General features: G+C 59.5%; 10 protein-coding genes. 7 read left to right on the top strand and 3 right to left on the bottom strand.

Annotated features, from left to right (window positions below):
- Positions 1-4: 4 nt before the first annotated feature.
- Positions 5-1,387 (top strand): cysteine--tRNA ligase, encoded by a 1,383-nt coding sequence (gene cysS, locus AC3IUE_RS22110; protein WP_489263754.1) that lies wholly within the window; start codon positions 5-7, stop codon positions 1,385-1,387.
- A 164-nt stretch (positions 1,388-1,551) separates the two neighbouring features.
- Here cysS and AC3IUE_RS22105 read toward each other — a convergent pair whose 3' ends face one another.
- Entirely contained in the window at positions 1,552-3,387 is a 1,836-nt protein-coding gene (locus tag AC3IUE_RS22105) for a sigma-54-dependent Fis family transcriptional regulator (RefSeq protein ID WP_489263753.1), read from the bottom strand.
- 422 nt (positions 3,388-3,809) lie between these two features.
- Between AC3IUE_RS22105 and AC3IUE_RS22100 the strand changes: the two genes are divergently transcribed.
- The 6 genes from AC3IUE_RS22100 to AC3IUE_RS22075 are packed head-to-tail and all read left to right on the top strand — an operon-like array spanning position 3,810 to position 9,746.
- Positions 3,810-4,904: an ABC transporter ATP-binding protein gene (locus AC3IUE_RS22100; RefSeq protein WP_046047475.1), complete on the top strand. Its 1,095-nt coding sequence runs from the start codon at positions 3,810-3,812 to the stop codon at positions 4,902-4,904.
- Positions 4,904-5,995 carry an ABC transporter ATP-binding protein gene (locus AC3IUE_RS22095; protein ID WP_056740428.1) on the top strand — a complete coding sequence of 364 codons (1,092 nt, stop codon included), beginning with the start codon at positions 4,904-4,906 and terminating at the stop codon, positions 5,993-5,995. The genes AC3IUE_RS22100 and AC3IUE_RS22095 overlap by 1 nt, the downstream gene beginning before the upstream one ends.
- A gap of 2 nt (positions 5,996-5,997) precedes the next feature.
- Positions 5,998-6,864 carry a carbohydrate ABC transporter permease gene (locus tag AC3IUE_RS22090; RefSeq protein ID WP_046047473.1) on the top strand — a complete coding sequence of 289 codons (867 nt, stop codon included), beginning with the start codon at positions 5,998-6,000 and terminating at the stop codon, positions 6,862-6,864.
- Positions 6,865-6,872: 8 nt separating this feature from the next.
- A complete protein-coding gene (locus AC3IUE_RS22085) occupies positions 6,873-7,673 on the top strand; it encodes a carbohydrate ABC transporter permease (protein WP_007896138.1) in 801 nt (266 codons plus the stop codon).
- Positions 7,674-7,683: 10 nt separating this feature from the next.
- Positions 7,684-7,956 carry a DUF2160 domain-containing protein gene (locus AC3IUE_RS22080; RefSeq protein ID WP_008146061.1) on the top strand — a complete coding sequence of 91 codons (273 nt, stop codon included), beginning with the start codon at positions 7,684-7,686 and terminating at the stop codon, positions 7,954-7,956.
- A 47-nt stretch (positions 7,957-8,003) separates the two neighbouring features.
- Complete coding sequence (locus tag AC3IUE_RS22075) at positions 8,004-9,746, top strand: ABC transporter substrate-binding protein (protein WP_489263752.1); 1,743 nt, start codon at positions 8,004-8,006, stop codon at positions 9,744-9,746.
- Positions 9,747-10,106: 360 nt separating this feature from the next.
- On the opposite strand, the gene nuoN is transcribed toward AC3IUE_RS22075, so the two are convergent.
- Both nuoN and nuoM read right to left on the bottom strand, forming a co-directional pair.
- Complete coding sequence (gene nuoN / locus AC3IUE_RS22070) at positions 10,107-11,570, bottom strand: NADH-quinone oxidoreductase subunit NuoN (protein WP_489263751.1); 1,464 nt, start codon at positions 11,568-11,570, stop codon at positions 10,107-10,109.
- A gap of 7 nt (positions 11,571-11,577) precedes the next feature.
- Positions 11,578-13,110: an NADH-quinone oxidoreductase subunit M gene (gene nuoM, locus AC3IUE_RS22065; protein ID WP_046047467.1), complete on the bottom strand. Its 1,533-nt coding sequence runs from the start codon at positions 13,108-13,110 to the stop codon at positions 11,578-11,580.
- Positions 13,111-13,148 lie beyond the last annotated feature (38 nt).

Raw genomic sequence — 13,148 nt, 5'->3', positions numbered from 1 at the left:
TAAAGTGCTTACGATCTACAACACGCTCACCAAGAGCAAAGAAGTCTTCAAGCCGCTGGATGGCAACAAGGTGCGCATGTACGTCTGCGGGATGACCGTGTACGACTACTGCCACCTGGGCCACGGCCGCAGCATGGTCGCGTTTGACCTGGTGACCCGCTGGTTGCGGTTCAGCGGCTACGACCTGACTTACGTGCGCAACATCACTGACATCGACGACAAGATCATCAATCGGGCCAACGAGAACGGCGAGTCGTTCGAAGCCTTGACCGAGCGCATGATCGCGGCGATGCACGAAGACGAAGCGCGCCTGAACATCCAGAAGCCCGACATGGAACCGCGCGCCACCGGGCATATCCCCGGTATGCACGCGATGATCCAGACCCTGATCGACAAGGGCTACGCCTACGCTCCGGGCAATGGCGACGTGTATTACCGCGTCGCCAAGTTCATGGGCTACGGCAAGCTGTCGCGCAAGAAAATCGAAGACCTGCGCATCGGCGCGCGGATCGAAGTCGACGAGTCCAAGCAGGACCCGCTGGACTTCGTATTGTGGAAGGGCGCCAAGCCGGGCGAGCCGAGCTGGCCTTCGCCTTGGGGCGACGGTCGGCCGGGCTGGCACATCGAGTGCTCGGTGATGTCGACTTGCTGCCTCGGCGAGACCTTCGACATTCATGGTGGCGGCAGCGACCTCGAGTTCCCGCACCACGAAAACGAAATCGCCCAGAGCGAAGCGGCCACCGGCAAGACCTACGCCAACGCGTGGATGCATTGCGGCATGATTCGCATCAATGGCGAGAAGATGTCCAAGTCCTTGAACAACTTCTTCACCATTCGCGACGTGCTGGAAAAGTACCACCCAGAAGTCGTGCGTTACCTGCTGGTGTCGAGCCACTACCGCAGCGCGATCAACTACTCGGAAGACAACCTCAAGGACGCCAAAGGCGCACTCGAGCGTTTCTACCATGCGTTGAAAGGTCTGCCAAGCGTGGCGCCTGCTGGCGGCGAAGCCTTTGTCGAGCGTTTCACTCAGGTGATGAACGACGACTTCGGCACGCCGGAAGCCTGCGCGGTGCTGTTCGAGATGGTTCGCGAGATCAACCGTCTGCGCGAGAGTGATCTCGATGCGGCGGCGGGTCTGGCGGCGCGCTTGAAGGAATTGGCTAGCGTGCTGGGTGTGTTGCAGCTCGAAGCCGATGACTTCCTGCAGGCCGGTGCCGAAGGGCGGGTTGATGCGGCTGAGGTTGATGCGCTGATTGCTGCGCGTCTGGCGGCTCGTGCTGGTAAAGACTGGGCCGAATCCGACCGTATCCGCGACCAGCTCACCGCCATGGGCGTGGTGCTGGAAGACGGCAAGGGTGGCACGACCTGGCGTCTGGCTGACTGATCGCTGCGTTTGTTACAAACAAAACCCGCCTTGTGCGGGTTTTTGTTTGCCCACTGATCGTTCCCACGCTCTGCGTGGGAATGCCTCAACGGACGCTCTGCGTTCGGCTTTGGAAGGGACGCGGAGCGTCCCGGGCTGCATTCCCACGCGGAGCGTGGGAACGATCAGTCGCCTGACTGGCGCAATCGCTTGTAAAGGGTGTTGCGACTAACCCCCAGCCGTCGGGCCAAGTGCGAGATATTGCCTCCCGCTGCCTGCAACTGCCGATTCAAGTCCTCGGCATCATTCAAATCCACAGCCAGCGGCTCTGGCAAATCCACCGGCTCCATCTCCAGATCGACAAAAAAATCATCCGGCAAATGCTCCGGCCGCACCGGTTGTTCCTCGGCCATGGCCAGCGCTACCTGCATCACGCTGCTGACCTGGCGCAAATTCCCCGGCCACGGGTGGCGCCCGAACAGCTCCAACACTTCGCGACTCAATCCCGCCCATTGGCTCGGCTCGCGGTGCTGTTCCCACAGACGTTTGAACAAGGCCTCTTTATCACTGCGTTCTCTTAACGGCGGCAGTTCCAGGGTCAAACCACCAATCCGGTAATACAAATCCTCACGAAACCGCCCCAATTGCACCTGCTCGCGCAATGAGCGGTTGGTCGCGGAAATAATCCGGATATCCACCGGGAACAACTCGCTGCTGCCCACCGGTTGCACGCAACGCTCCTGCAACACTCGCAGCAGTCGAGCCTGAGTCGGCAACGGCATATCGCCGATTTCATCAAGGAACAGGGTGCCTTTGTCGGCCTTGCGGATCAGCCCGATGCTGCCTTTCTGGTTGGCACCAGTGAACGCGCCTTTCTCGTATCCAAACAGCTCGGATTCCACCAGTTCGGCGGGGATCGCCGCACAGTTGACGGCAATGAAGGGTTTTTTGCTCCGCGAGCTGGCCTGATGTAGCGCCTTGACGAAGACTTCCTTGCCGACCCCGGTTTCGCCGTGGATCAACAACGGAATGTCTTTTTCCAGCAACCGCTCGGCCTGGCGCACGGCTTTTTCCACGCGGCTGTCACCGAAATGCAGGGTGTTGAGGCTGATCGCTTCGGACGCTGCCACCACCGGCTCGGCAAAGACACGCGGCTGAATGGGCATTTGTTTCGGCCGCTTCAACAGGCACTGGAAGCGGTTGCGTCCCGAGGTTTGCAAGGCGAAGGGCAGGCCGTCCGGTTGGTTCAGCAACTCCAGCAGCGAAACCTTGAACAGGCTTTCGACACTGACCCGCGACAGGCTGATCCCCAGCAGATTGTCGGCCCGTCGGTTAGCGGACAGCACCTGACCGGTTTCATCAAAGATCAGCAGCCCGGCCCACTGGCTGTCGAGGTTGTTCAGTCCGGTGTTGAAGGTCAACTGAAAATGCTGGCCATGGAACAGGTTGAGGATCAGCCGGTTTTCCACGGTCTGACTCATCATCTTGACCATGCCGAGGGTGTGGGACGGCGGCAGGTAACTGTCGCTGGACACATCCAGCACCGCGATGACCTTGCGTTCGGCATCGAAAATCGGTGCGGCGGAACCGGTCATAAAACGGTTGGCTTTCAGAAAATGTTCATCGTGCTCGATGTGCACCGCCTGCTCGCAGGCCAGCGCGGTGCCGATTGCATTGGTGCCGCTGCAGCGCTCCATCCAGCTGGCACCGGCGCTGAAACCGCGGGTCAGGTTCGGCTCGATAAAACGCTGGGTGCCCCAGGACGTCAGCACCTGGCCCTGATTGTCGGCGAGCATGATCAGGCAGTTGGAGTTGCTGAGGATGTTCTCGTAATACGGCAGGACTTCCTGGTGAGTGGTTTGCACCAGTGAGTGCTGGCTCTCCAGCAATTGCGCAATGCCCTCGGCCGGCAACTGATCGAACGCCGGGGCGCTCTGATGATTGAGGCCGAACGCGCGGCAACGGGACCAGGAGTCCTGGATGATGGCGTCGTGGGAGAGCGGCAAGGCGGGTGCGGCCATGGCAATCGATCTCTGAGCATTATTATTGTTATGAGTAACGCGATCCTGTAGCAGCTGGCGAAGCCTGCGTTCGGCGACGCAGTCGTCGTGAAACCTGTTTGCGTGGTCATCCTGATACACCGCGCCGCCTGATTTCACGACGACTGCGTCGTCGAACGCAGGCTTCGCCAGCTGCTACAAGGGTGTGCGCGAATCAGAACTTCCGCAGTAAAAGCATCCGTAGAGTGTTGTTCACTATTGTTCATTGTCAACGGTTGGATTGTTCAATTGTTCAGTCGCGGTTGTTCATTTCTGTTCAGCAACGAACGCGATTTTCCGTCCACTTCAAGGATTCTCAAGCCGGATCAACGGCTTGCATTTTCTGGCACGAATGTCGCTCTGTAGCTCCGGTCGCTTGACTCCAATAATAAAAAGGCCGAGCCATGTCATTAACCCTGGAGCACGTCAGCCGCACCGTCGAGGGCCAGACCTGGATCGACGATGCGTGCCTTAGTTTCGAAGCCGGATCCTTCAACGTTTTGCTCGGGCGTACGCTGTCCGGCAAAACCAGTCTCATGCGCCTGATGGCCGGTCTGGACAAGCCCGACAGCGGCCGCATCCTGATGAACGGCGTCGACGTTACCCAGCGTCCGGTGCGTTTGCGCAACGTGTCGATGGTCTATCAGCAGTTCATCAACTACCCGACCATGACGGTGTTCGAGAACATCGCCTCGCCGTTACGCCAGGGCGGCGTTTCCAATGAGCTGATCCAGAGCAAAGTGCTGGAAACCGCGAAGATGTTGCGCATCGAGAAATTCCTCCAGCGCCATCCGCTTGAGCTTTCCGGCGGCCAGCAACAGCGCACGGCGATGGCCCGGGCGCTGGTCAAGGATGCCGAGCTGATCCTGTTCGACGAACCGCTGGTGAACCTCGACTACAAACTGCGCGAAGAACTGCGTCAGGAAATGCGCGAGCTGTTCAAGGCTCGCCACACCATCGCCATCTACGCCACCACCGAACCCAACGAAGCCCTGGCGCTGGGCGGCACCACCACCATTCTTCACGAAGGCCGGGTGATTCAGAGCGGCAAGTCTTCCGAGGTGTATCACCAGCCGCAAACCGTGCTGGCGGCGGAGCTGTTCTCCGAGCCGCCGATCAACCTGATGCCGGGGCGTATCGCCGGCAACGAAGTCAGCTTCGCCAATTTCGTGCACTTCCCGCTGAACGTCGATCTGCGCCCGGTGGGTGAGGGCGAGTTCCGCTTTGGCGTACGGCCTAGCCATATTTCGCTGGTGCCGAGCAACGACGATGACCTGGAACTGGCGGTGACCGTCGAGGTGGCCGAGATCAGCGGGTCGGAAACCTTCCTCCATGTGCGCAACGAGCATTTCCTGTTGGTGCTGCACTTGCCCGGCGTTCACGAATACGACGTCGATGCGCCGATTCGTATCTATATCCCGACCCATAAACTGTTTGTCTTCGATATGCAGGGGCGGCTGGTCCAGGCGCCCGGTCGCCGTATCGCGAGGGTTGCCTGATGGCCGAAATCCGTTTGCAGCACCTTGCCCACAGTTACACCCGCACGCCGACCGGCCCTGAGGATTATGCGATCCGCGAGATGGACCACGTCTGGGAGCAGGGCGGCGCTTATGCCTTGCTCGGGCCTTCGGGCTGCGGCAAGTCGACCTTGCTCAACATCATTTCCGGATTGCTCAGTCCGTCTCAGGGCCAAGTGCTGTTTGACAGCAAAGTGGTCAACGATCTGACCCCAGAGAAGCGCAACATCGCCCAGGTTTTCCAGTTTCCGGTGGTCTACGACACCATGACGGTGTTCGACAACCTGGCCTTCCCGCTGCGCAATCAGGGCATGGCCGAGGCGAAAATTCACAGCAAGGTGCAGGAAATCGCCGAAGTCCTCGACCTCCAGACACTGCTGAGCAAGAAGGCGCGCAACCTCACCGCCGATGAAAAGCAGAAAGTCTCCATGGGCCGTGGGCTGGTGCGCGATGACGTGTCGGCGATCCTGTTCGATGAGCCGCTGACGGTGATCGACCCGCACCTGAAGTGGAAGCTGCGGCGCAAGCTCAAGCAGATCCACGAGCAGTTCAACATCACCATGGTCTACGTCACCCACGATCAGCTGGAGGCCTCGACCTTCGCCGACAAGATCGCGGTGATGTACGGCGGGCAGATTGTGCAATTCGGTACGCCGCGAGAACTGTTCGAGCGGCCGAGCCACACCTTTGTCGGCTATTTCATCGGCAGTCCGGGAATGAACCTGATCGAGGTGCAGCCGCAGCCAGGCGGTGTCGGTTTCGCCTCGACTCATTTGCCGCTTTCCGATCCTCAGCAGAAACGCGTTGCCGAGTCCGAGTGGAAAACCCTGAAGGTCGGCATCCGTCCAGAGTTCGTGCATGTGTGGGACGAGCCGTTTGATGAGGCGATGCAGGCACAGGTCGTACACGTCGAAGACCTTGGCACCTACAAGATCATGACCCTGAACCTCGACGGCGCGCCTTTGAAAGTGCGCCTGGCCGAAGACAAGCCAGTGCCTGAGGGAACCGCCTACATCAGCTTTCCGGCGCAATGGTTGATGGTGTATGCCGACGAATACCTCCTGGAGACGTAGCCATGAACAAGGTGCAGAACAACAAGGCCTGGTGGCTGGTGTTGCCGGTGTTTTTGCTGGTGGCGTTCAGTGCGGTGATCCCGATGATGACGGTGGTCAACTACTCGGTGCAGGACATCTTCGACCAGTCCAGCCGCTACTTCGTCGGCGCCGACTGGTACAAGCAAGTGCTGCTCGATCCGCGCCTGCATGACTCTTTGCTGCGCCAGTTCATCTACTCCGGCTGTGTGCTGCTGATCGAAATCCCGCTGGGCATCGCCATCGCCCTGACCATGCCGATCAAAGGCCGCTGGTCATCGCTGGTGCTGATCATCCTGGCGATTCCGTTGCTGATTCCGTGGAACGTGGTGGGGACGATCTGGCAGATCTTCGGTCGGGCCGACATTGGATTGCTCGGCGCCAGCCTCAAGGCCATGGGCCTGAACTACAACTACGCGGCCAACACCATGGACGCTTGGGTCACTGTGCTGGTGATGGACGTCTGGCACTGGACGTCGTTGGTGGCGCTGTTGTGTTTTTCGGGGCTGCGGGCAATTCCGGACGTGTACTACCAGGCGGCGCGGATTGATCGGGCATCGGCCTGGGCGGTTTTCCGACACATCCAGCTGCCCAAGCTCAAGAGCGTGCTGTTGATCGCGGTGATGTTGCGGTTCATGGACAGTTTCATGATCTACACCGAGCCGTTTGTGCTGACCGGTGGTGGTCCGGGGAATGCCACGACCTTCTTGAGTCAGACCTTGACCCAGATGGCGGTAGGGCAATTCGACCTCGGCCCGGCGGCGGCTTTCTCGCTGGTGTACTTCCTGATCATCCTGTTGGTGTCCTGGCTGTTCTATACGGCCATGACTCACTCTGACGCCAACCGCTGAGGTCTGCCATGAGTAAAAGAAAGCTCATTCCACTGCTGATCTACATCCTGTTCCTGCTGGTGCCGATCTACTGGCTGCTGAACATGTCCTTCAAGAGCAACACCGAAATCCTCGGCGGCCTGACGCTGTTTCCGCAGGATTTCACCTTCGCCAACTACAAGGTGATTTTCACCGATCCGAGTTGGTACACCGGTTACCTCAACTCGCTGTACTACGTGAGCCTGAACACGGTGATTTCGCTGAGCGTGGCATTGCCGGCCGCGTATGCGTTCTCGCGCTATCGGTTCCTCGGTGACAAGCACCTGTTCTTCTGGCTCCTGACCAATCGCATGGCACCACCGGCGGTGTTTTTGCTGCCGTTCTTCCAGCTGTATTCCTCGATCGGTTTGTTCGATACGCACATCGCCGTCGCGCTGGCTCATTGCCTGTTTAACGTGCCGTTGGCGGTGTGGATCCTTGAAGGATTCATGTCTGGCGTTCCGAAGGAGATCGACGAAACGGCCTACATCGACGGCTACAGTTTCCCCAAGTTCTTCGTGAAAATTTTCGTGCCGCTGATTGGCTCCGGGATCGGCGTGACGGCGTTTTTCTGCTTCATGTTTTCCTGGGTCGAACTGCTGCTGGCGCGGACGCTGACGTCGGTCAACGCCAAACCGATTGCGGCGGTGATGACGCGCACGGTCTCGGCGTCAGGCATCGACTGGGGCGTGCTGGCGGCGGCGGGGGTGTTGACCATCCTGCCGGGCATGCTGGTGATCTGGTTTGTTCGCAACCACGTGGCCAAGGGCTTTGCCCTGGGCCGGGTCTGAGGAGCTGATGATGGAATGGATGAGTTGGACCGGCCCTACGGCGGCATTCTTCAGCGTCATTGCCTTGATCCTTGTGGGCATGACGACCTGGGAATTGCGTTCGCCGAGCATTCTTCGGCGTGGCTTGTTGCCGATTGCCACCACCCGTGGCGATCGGTTGTTTATCGGTCTTCTCGGCAGCGCCTACCTGCATTTGCTGGTAATTGGCGTCACCGACTGGAGCATCTGGGTGGCGTTCGCGTTGTCCCTGGTGTGGCTGTTGGCTGTGATGCGTTGGGGCTAGTCGAATCGCTCGGCAAAGTTGCTCCGAAACCCTAAAAGGAGGTCTCTATGTTCGACAAAAACAATAAGCTGCGACATAGCGTTTCATTGGCAGCCATGCTGGCACTCAGCGGGTTGAGCGCTGCAGCCTGGGCCGATGCCTATGAAGACGCCGCCAAGAAATGGATTGGCAGCGAATTCAAACCGTCTACCCTGACGGCCGATCAACAGCTCGCAGAATTGAAGTGGTTTATCAAGGCGGCCGAACCGTTTCGCGGGATGGACATCAAGGTGGTCTCGGAAACCCTGACCACTCACGAGTATGAGTCGAAAGTGCTGGCCAAGGCCTTTACCGAGATCACCGGGATTAAAGTGACCCACGACCTGCTGCAAGAAGGCGACGTGGTGGAGAAGCTGCAGACCGTGATGCAATCGGACAAGAGCATCTATGACGGCTGGGTCAATGACTCTGACTTGATCGGCACACACTTCCGTTACGGCAAGACCGAAGCGATCACTGACTTGATGGCCAATGAAGGTAAAAACTTCACCTCGCCGACCCTGGACCTCAAGGACTTCATTGGTCTTTCCTTCACCACCGCTCCCGATGGCAAGCTTTATCAATTGCCTGACCAACAGTTTGCCAACCTGTACTGGTTCCGCGCCGACTGGTTCGAGCGCCCGGACCTGAAAGCCAAGTTCAAGGAAAAGTACGGTTACGAGTTGGGCGTACCGGTGAACTGGTCGGCCTATGAAGACATTGCCAAATTCTTCAGCGAAGACGTCAAGGAAATCGACGGCAAGCGGGTCTACGGGCACATGGACTACGGCAAGAAGGACCCGTCCCTGGGCTGGCGTTTCACCGACGCCTGGTTCTCCATGGCGGGTGGCGGCGATAAGGGCTTGCCTAACGGTTTGCCGGTGGACGAGTGGGGTATCCGTGTCGAGGATTGCCACCCGGTCGGTTCCAGCGTAACCCGTGGCGGCGACACCAACGGCCCGGCAGCGGTGTTTGCCACCACGAAATACGTCGATTGGCTCAAGGCTTACGCGCCACCGGAAGCGGCGGGCATGACCTTCTCCGAATCCGGTCCCGTACCTTCCCAGGGCAACATCGCCCAGCAGATCTTCTGGTACACAGCGTTCACGGCCGACATGACCAAACCGGGCCTGCCGGTGGTCAACGCCGATGGCACGCCGAAATGGCGCATGGCGCCATCGCCGCGCGGTCCGTATTGGGAAGAGGGCATGAAGCTGGGGTATCAGGACGTGGGTTCGTGGACGTTCATGAAGTCCACGCCTGAGAAACAGAAACTGGCTGCCTGGCTCTATGCGCAATTCGTGACCTCGAAAACCGTGTCGCTGAAGAAAACCATCGTTGGCCTGACCCCGATCCGCGAGTCGGACATCAACTCGCAAGCCATGACCGACCTGGCACCGAAACTCGGTGGTCTAGTGGAGTTCTATCGCAGCCCGGCCCGCGTGCAATGGACCCCGACCGGGACCAACGTGCCGGATTATCCGCGTCTGGCGCAACTGTGGTGGAGCCACATCGCCGAAGCCGCCAGCGGCGACAAAACCCCGCAACAGGCGCTCGATGGTCTGGCCAAGGATCAGGACGCAATCATGTCCCGTCTGGAACGCTCCAAGGCCCAGGCCACGTGTGCGCCGAAAATGAACCCGGAACGCGACGCGCAATACTGGTTCGATCAACCGGGCGCACCGAAGCCGAAACTGGCCAACGAGAAGCCGAAGGGCGAGACCGTGAGCTACAACGAACTGCTGAAATCGTGGGCGGATGCGCGTAAGTAAACAGCTGGACTTTGAAAGGCGAACGGCACCGTAAGGTGCCGTTTTCTTTGGTGCCTGATCCACCGCTATCGCGAGCAGGCTCACTCCTACAATGATCTGCGATGTTCACAGCATTTGTGACCGCCGCAATACCTGTGGGAGTGAGCCTGCTCGCGATAGCTGACTGACATTCCACACGGATGTCGACTTGCCCGCGAAGAGGCCATTCCGGCCGCTACAAAACTCTGTCCGGGCAAATACTCTTGGATCAACTTATGCGAAAGCCGTAGGGTAACGGCAATTTACTGAGGTGAACGCCCAAATGCAAAAACGGCACCCGAAGGTGCCGTTTCTGTTTACTACCGAGTGTCGCTTATGCGATCAACCCGCCAACCCGGCCTGCTGAACCAGGACCAGCAATGGCTGCGGATACAGCCCAAGGAAGAACGCCAGTGCAGCGATCGCCAGCAGCATCACGCCGCCTGCACGTTGTTCCCAGTGCAGTTGCGCATCGTGGCGACGCAGGTTGGGTTCGATCAGGTACAGGGTGACCATGACGCGCAGGTAGTAGAAAACGCCGATGGCGCTGCCCAGTACCAGGGAACCGACCAGCCACCATTGGTGCGACTCGACACCGGTAGCGATGATGTAGAACTTGCCGATGAAGCCCGCGGTAAGCGGGATACCGGCCAGGGACAGCATCATCACGGTCAGTACGGCGGTCAGGTACGGACGGCGCCAGAACAGGCCGCGGTATTCGTACAGGGCATCCGCGTCACGGCCGTTGTACGGCGAGGACATCAGGGTGATCACGCCGAACGCGCCGAGGCTGGTGATCACGTAGGTGACCAGGTACACGCCGATGGCTTCCACGGCCAGACCCTTGCTCGCCACCAGGGCGATCAGCAGGTAACCGAAGTGAGCGATGGACGAGTAACCCAGCAGACGCTTGAGGTTGCTCTGGGTCAGTGCCAGCAGGTTACCGAACAGGATCGACGCGATGGCGATGATGGTCAGCACGTCGCTCAGTACACCGCTGCTCGCCGCGGGCGAGATCTGGAACAGACGCACCATTACCGCGAACACAGCGACTTTCGAAGCGGTGGCCAGGAACGCGGCCACCGGTGCCGGAGCACCTTCATAAACGTCCGGGGTCCAGAGGTGGAACGGTACCAGCGACAACTTGAACGCCAGACCGATCAGCATCATGCCCAGGCCCAGTTGCGCCAGCGAGCTTGGCAGACCAGTAGCCGCCAGCGCCTGGCCGATACCGACGAAGCTCAGGCTGCCCGAATCGGCGTAGAGCAGGGCCATACCGAACAACAGGAACGCGGAACCGGCGGCCGACAGCACCATGTACTTGATACCGGCTTCCAGCGAACGCTTGTTGAAGAAGGCGTAAGCCACCAGACCGTAGACCGGTACCGAGAGCAGTTCCAGACCGATGAACAACCCGGCCAGGTGCTGCGCGCTGACCAGTACCAGGCCACCGGCGGCGGCCATCAGGATCAGCAGGTAAAGTTCTTCACGGTTGCCCGGGTAACCCGAACCGCCATCGCCGAGGTAGGCGTGGGCGAGGGTCACACAAGCGAGGGTGGCGACCAGGATCAGCGCCATGTACAAGCAAGCGAAGCTATCGATTTGCAGCAGTGGAGTCACAGCCAGAGGCGCGACTTTCAGGGCTGGCAGGATCGACAGCAACGCCAGGTTCAGACCCGCCACGGAAATCAGGAAGGTCTGCGAGTGGTTGCGGCGCCAGGCGATCGCCAGCATCACCACGATGATCGTGGCGCTGGTGATCAACAACGGCGCAAGCGCGATAAAGTGTTGAGTCGTGAATTCCATAGCGCTCTTACCGGGCCGAAGCGAGTTGAGTGAAGGCGGTGCCGAGCCATTGCTGCACGCCATGCATCGTCGCAGCAGAGGTATCGAGGAACGGTTGCGGGTACACGCCGATGAAAATCAGCAACGCTGCCAGACCGACCACCATGATCAGTTCGCGACCATCCATGCCATGCAGCACCGCGTCCGATTTGGACGGGCCGAAGTAGGCACGGTGGATCATGATCAGCGAGTAGACCGAACCGAACACCAGACCGGACGTCGCGAGGATAGTGATCAATGGAGCGCTCGGGAACGTGCCGATCAGGATCAGGAACTCACCCACAAAGTTACCGGTAGCCGGCAAGCCCAGGGACGCGGCGGCGAAGAACAGGCTGACGGCCGGCAGGTAAGCGATCTTCGACCACAGGCCACCCATTTCACGCATGTCGCGGGTGTGGGTGCGCTCGTACAGTTGACCACTGAGGATAAAGAGTGCCGCGGCCGACAGACCGTGCGCCAGCATCTGCATGACCGCGCCCTGCAGCGCCAGTTGGCTGCCGGAGTAGATGCCGATCAACACGAAGCCCATGTGGGAAACGGAGGAGTAGGCGATCAGACGCTTGATGTCGGTTTGGGCGAAGGCCAGGAACGCACCGTAGAAGATCCCGATCAGACCCAGGGTCATGGCGAACGGCGCAAACTCGGCCGAAGCATTCGGGAACAGCGGCAGGGCGAAACGCAGCAGACCGTAAGCAGCCGTCTTCAGCAAGATACCGGCCAGGTCGACCGAACCCGCGGTCGGTGCCTGGGCGTGAGCGTCAGGCAACCAGGAGTGGAACGGCACCACTGGCAGCTTCACCGCGAAGGCGATGAAGAAGCCGAGCATCAGGATGTACTCGGTGGTCAGCGACATCTTGGTTTTCAACAGGTCGGCGTAGTTGAAGGTAATCACGCCGGTGTCGTTGAAGTTGACCAGGACCAGACCCAGGATCGCCACCAACATGATCAGGCCGGAAGCCTGAGTGAAGATGAAGAACTTGGTCGCCGCGTAGATCCGGGTTTTCTTGCCGTCCGAAGAACTGTGACCCCAGAGCGCGATGAGGAAGTACATCGGCACCAGCATCATTTCCCAGAAGAAGAAGAACATGAACAGGTCGAGGGCGAGGAACACGCCGACGACACCGCCCAGGATCCACATCAGGTTCAAGTGGAAGAAGCCAACGTGACGCTGGATCTCTTTCCACGAGCAGAGTACCGAGAGGATACCCAGCAGACCGGTCAGCAGGATCATCAACAGCGACAGGCCGTCGAGGGCCAGGTGCACGCTGATGCCGAAGCGCTCGATCCAGATGTGCTTGAACTCAAGCGCCCAGGTCGGATCGGCGCCAGGGGCCGGAGCAAATGAATAATTACCGTGGGCCCACAGCCAGAGGCCGAGCGCGAGTTCCAGGGTCATGGTCAACAGCGCAATCCAGCGCGGGAGGGTAGCGCCGAAGCGCTCACCCATCCAGCACAGCAGGCCGCCGATGAAGGGGATCAGGATTAGCCAAGGCAGAATCATGACGGGCTCAATTCCTTTCGCAAGTTCGCAAGGTTCAT

The sequence above is a fragment of the Pseudomonas sp. GL_093 genome (assembly GCF_057837605.1).
The sequence above is the reverse complement of the archived record's forward strand: the minus strand, read 5'-3'. Positions and strand labels throughout refer to the sequence as shown.

Coding starts and splice junctions, on each gene's coding strand:
- AC3IUE_RS22105 (WP_489263753.1), bottom strand. CDS start 3,387: ATGGCCGCACCCGCCTTGCCGCTCTCCCACGACGCCATCATCCAGGAC.
- AC3IUE_RS22080 (WP_008146061.1), top strand. CDS start 7,684: ATGGAATGGATGAGTTGGACCGGCCCTACGGCGGCATTCTTCAGCGTC.
- nuoN (WP_489263751.1), bottom strand. CDS start 11,570: ATGGAATTCACGACTCAACACTTTATCGCGCTTGCGCCGTTGTTGATC.
- AC3IUE_RS22075 (WP_489263752.1), top strand. CDS start 8,004: ATGTTCGACAAAAACAATAAGCTGCGACATAGCGTTTCATTGGCAGCC.
- AC3IUE_RS22095 (WP_056740428.1), top strand. CDS start 4,904: ATGGCCGAAATCCGTTTGCAGCACCTTGCCCACAGTTACACCCGCACG.
- nuoM (WP_046047467.1), bottom strand. CDS start 13,110: ATGATTCTGCCTTGGCTAATCCTGATCCCCTTCATCGGCGGCCTGCTG.
- AC3IUE_RS22090 (WP_046047473.1), top strand. CDS start 5,998: ATGAACAAGGTGCAGAACAACAAGGCCTGGTGGCTGGTGTTGCCGGTG.
- AC3IUE_RS22100 (WP_046047475.1), top strand. CDS start 3,810: ATGTCATTAACCCTGGAGCACGTCAGCCGCACCGTCGAGGGCCAGACC.
- AC3IUE_RS22085 (WP_007896138.1), top strand. CDS start 6,873: ATGAGTAAAAGAAAGCTCATTCCACTGCTGATCTACATCCTGTTCCTG.